Annotated in this window: 2 protein-coding genes; both read right to left on the minus strand. The window is 59.4% G+C overall.

Going from position 1 to position 4549, the window contains the following annotated elements:
• Window positions 1-168: 168 nt before the first annotated feature.
• Window positions 169-765: an invasion associated locus B family protein gene (locus tag CFR76_RS17125; RefSeq protein ID WP_244192001.1), complete on the minus strand. Its 597-nt coding sequence runs from the start codon at window positions 763-765 to the stop codon at window positions 169-171.
• 83 nt (window positions 766-848) lie between these two features.
• The coding region (locus CFR76_RS17130) for an autotransporter outer membrane beta-barrel domain-containing protein (protein ID WP_146222724.1) at window positions 849-4549 on the minus strand (3701 nt) is incomplete at its 5' end.

The following is a 4549-nucleotide window of genomic DNA, read 5'->3' on the forward strand; positions in this document are numbered from 1 at the left end:
CTGGGCATGAAGTCTGGCCTCCTCCGCCAGTCTTCATCTTGAATCACATCACATGCCCTTTGGAAATCCTGCGATTCAAGCTATTCGCAGCGTGCTCTAGGATTTCGAACAATTATGGCGGAGCAAACGCCATGCATATAACAATTTTTACAATATATAACGCAAAATCTATTTATTTATTTGATTTATTCTACCAAGCGCATTGGAAAATCCATTCATGGATACAGGAAAGATAACATTCTGTCCACGTACAGAAACGGTTGCAATCTGCAAGGTTTTAGTGCTCTTCAGATGGTTAAGGGCAGAGGCATCGAATGACAAGGGCGCTATACAGCCTGAAGGCAGGCATGTCTTGAAAGTAACAGGCTGCCCTAACGGTGTATTATCCGCTTTAATTATAACACCTTTATCTAATTCGAGACCAAACGGAAGCAGAATGACACCATGAACGCCCCGTGGATCGGGAGACAGTTCCATATTCATGATCATCTTGTGTGTCTTCTGCTCCATCAGTTGCTGCACCATGACACAGCTGGCCTGCTTATTCGTCTGCTGGCAGATCACACGCCAATCCTGATAGGATTCATTTATGGATGTGGCCCCACCGGGCAGAAGGTGCGCATCTGTTGTCGATACGGATGCACCCGCCGGTGCTTCGGTTTTTGAATTGGCGGTGGACGCCGTGGCATGGTGCCCCACCTCCAGCCCAGCCATGACGAGGACGACCAGCGATATAACTGATCCTGCTATGATTTTCCGGTTCATGATTCAATAAACTCATACAGACATCTGACCGGTGCAGAACATCCGGCCAGATGAAGAGTGATCAGAAAATCGCCAGTGTTCGATCAGAACTTCCAGGCGAAACGGCCGCGCAGGCCACTATCCACCGACCTGTTGCCGTACTGGCCGATATAGGAAATGCCCAGTTCCAGACGATCCGTCAGGTGCGCACGCAGGCCGGCATTCAGGACGGCGGCATCACGCGACAGCGGCACACCGGCGACATCAAATGAACTGCCGCCAGCAGCAAACGCCTCCCGCGTGGTGGGAACCGTCGCACCAAAGGTATGGCGGTAAGCCAGGCTGCCTTCGGGCACCAGCAGGACATTGCCGGCATGGAATACGGACGACATGCGCACACCGAACGTTGAATAGGTTGTGCCGGTATCAATAGCCCGTCCGTTCAGTGCGGCCGCCCCGCCATGTTCATGGAAGCTGTCGGTGTGCATGTTGACGTAGGCGACATTACCAAACGGCTCGATCGCGGTCTTGCCCAGATCGAAGCGGTATCCAAGATCGCCAAAGCCCTGTGCCACCCCACCATTGTAGCTGCTGTTCAGTTTTTCATAGAAACCGGGGAAAGCGGCACTGCGGCTGGTGGACATCATCGCCCAGGTGTAGGTCGCACCCATCCGCAGGGCCAGATGCCCCCAGTGTGTCCCGGCATAGCCACCGACCGTGACGTTGTTGCTGTGCCCGTAGGCATCCGTCCCTTCCGTACTGAACGTGGACCGTCCATAGCTGACCAGTCCGCCGACCCGCCATGTATTGAAGACCGGCGCATCCGCGCCCAGCACAAAGCCACCAACGGAATGGTTCATGCCGCCTGCATTGCCATCGCCGGAATTATGGCCCCAGGACCCGAAGGCCTCACCCCACAGCGTCACACGGTCCTGCATACAGGTGCCGTCCGTCCTGCGGCCCTTCAGGGTCGCCGTCTTCTGGGCTGTATCGCCGCCGGGATCACACGATGCGTTGCGCAGCCGGTCGATCGCTGCGTTACGGACATAGAAGCTGTCCTGGATAAGTGCGGTACGCGCCGAGGCATGGATCTCACCCGACAGGGAATCGAACGCCTTACGCGCCTGCGATCCGCTAAGCTGCTCGATCGCATCGACCATCGCATTACCGCCCGTCATGCCGTCCAGCGCCGCGGCGACATCATGCTCGTTACGTGTGTTCGCAACCGAAGTGAAACTCGTGCCGTTCCGTTCGAGTGTAATGTCCACGTCATCCGCCGTATACAGCAGTTGCGGCGAGAGGAACGTATAATCATCAGTCAGGTTGGTGGACAGGCCCGAAAACTGACCTGATACGCCGTTCTGCGCCGTCAGGATCGTATATTCGGTTCCGGGCTTGAGCGTCGTGCCGTTCGCAACATTGAATTCAACGGTCCCGCCCGCCAGCAGGGCCGTGCCCGTCACGGCGACAAGATCGCTCTGGCCGGCGGCGCCACCATTCACCAGATAGGTAGACCCGTTATTCACATTCAGGTCGCCATTGACTGTCAGGGTTCCAAGCGCGTTCCCGTTTGCGGGGGACAGGATGCCACCATCCGCAACAGTGGTTGACCCGACGGTGCCCGTTCCGGCCAGCGTGCCGCCGCCTGCTACGGTCACGTCGGAGTTTGCCAGGGACCCGTCCACCGACAGGGTGCCCCCATTGATGGTAGTATTGCCGGTAAAGGCGGAATCATCGCCCGTCACGGTCAGGTCACCCGCCCCTTCCTTGTCCAGTGTGCCCGAACCACTCAGGCCATTGGTCAGGGTGCCGTCAGTCGTCTGGTCAAGTACCAGTCCCGAACCCGCTTCAGCCGTAATCGTGCCGGAACCGAAACTGGTGGCGCTGCCCACCACCGTACCATCCTTGATGTCGGTGCCGCCGCTGTAATTGTTGTCACCATTCAGCACCAGCGTGCCGCCATCGGTCTTGACCAGGGTCGTGCCACCGGCAACCTGACTGTCATCAATCACGGAATCAATGACGGCCGTTGTCGCCGCCCCCACCGCCGTGCCGTCACCAACACGCAGGGTAAGATCCGATCCGGAAGAATAAAGCGTATCGCCCGTGATCACGTATTCCCCGCCACTCTCGGCATCGGAATTGGCAAATTGCGCACCGCTCAGGGTTACATTCCCATTGCTGTCATCGACGGTAACCGTGCCAGCCTTGCCTTCAAAAACGTCAAAGGCGCCCTGGGTCGAAGATGTATTGCCCGTCCCGGCGGAATTGGTCCAGTTACCGTCCCCGCTGCCGCCCGGTGCGGTCCACACACCATTACCGCCGTCAACCTGCCCGTTACCCATGGCTCCATCACTGCCATGGTCACCATTGACATTGGCCCCGTCCCAGTACTGCTGCGGCACATTCGCGTCGGTTACGACAAGGTTGACTTCCTTGTCCACGGATGTCTGCAGGGTTTCATCCGTGCCTGCAAGCATCACGCCATTATTGGTCAGCGTGCCACCATAATCATACAGACGGTACACACCAAGACCGAAATCGCCCGCCGCTGACTGGGTTACATTAAGGGTGCCTGCCATCGTCAGGTTACCCCCCACCGAAACCAGGTCATTATATTTCCCGGCGACGACCCCGGCCTGTCCCATATCAAAATTGGCCGTGGACCCCGCATCTTCAGTCAGGTTGCCACTTATGGACAAGTTACCGACGCCGCCACTGCCATCGCCCGGTGACAGCGTGCCGCCGCTGGCAATCGTGACATCACCCCCCATGGTACCAATGCCGGACAGGGTGGCCCCGGAAGCAACCGTTGTCATGCCCGATATGTGGCTCTCGTCGCCATCAACCTGCATCGTTCCGGCAGAGACCAATGTGCCACCGCTATAGCTGTCGGCTGGATTATCCATCTCCAGCGTACCGCTGCCCGTCTTGGTCAGCGTGCCCGTGCCACTGACCGTATTGGCGAGCGCATCGGTCACCCCGCTGGCAAGATCCACATCCAGCGCGGCATTATCCGTAATGGCACCTGAACCGAAGCTTGTCGTGTTACCGGCCAGCGTACCACTGGCAATGGTCGTGCCACCGCTGTAACTGTTGGCGCCCGTAAGCGTGGTCACGCCGCTACCCTGCTGTACCAGGGAACCCGCACCGGAAATGGCTGCCGCGAGTGTCACATTGTTGGAACGGTCGATCACCAGGCTACCGGAATTGTCAATACCGCTTGTGCCGTCGATTGACCCGGTCGTGCCGCCAGCCCCAAGCTGCAACACCGCGCCGGACCCGATCGTGGTGGAACCCGTATAGGTATTGGCACCAGCCAGCGTTTCCGTGCCGCCCGCAACCGTCAGGCCGCCCGTGCCCGAAAGCGCGCCGGCATAGGTATCGGCCGCACTGGTCAGGGTCAGGCCGCCGGCCAGCGTGCCCGCGCCACTGCCCGACAGGGAGCCTGCCGTGCCGCCATTGGCCGTGACGGCCAGCGTGCCGTTATCGGCGACCGTGCCGCCAACCGTGCCGCCATCCAGCGTGGTCGTGCCGTTATCCGACACGTTGCCCGCAACGCTGCCCGACAGGTCCAGCCCGGCGCCCGAGGCAACCGTCGTGCCGCCTGTATAGGTATTGGCACCCGACAGGGTTTCCGTGCCGCCTGCAACCGTCAGGCCGCCCGTGCCCGAAAGCGCGCCGGCATAGGTATCGGCCGCACTGGTCAGGGTCAGGCCACCGGCCAGCGTACCCGCGCCACTGCCCGACAGGGAGCCTGCCGTGCCGCCATTGGCCGTGACGGCCAGCGTGCCGTTATCGGCGA

It is taken from the genome of Komagataeibacter swingsii (genome assembly GCF_003207895.1).
GTDB classification, from domain to species: Bacteria; Pseudomonadota; Alphaproteobacteria; order Acetobacterales; family Acetobacteraceae; genus Komagataeibacter; species Komagataeibacter swingsii.

Excerpts from the sequence above, each read along its gene's own strand:
- CFR76_RS17125 (WP_244192001.1), bottom strand. The coding sequence starts at position 765 with ATGAACCGGAAAATCATAGCAGGATCAGTTATATCGCTGGTCGTCCTC.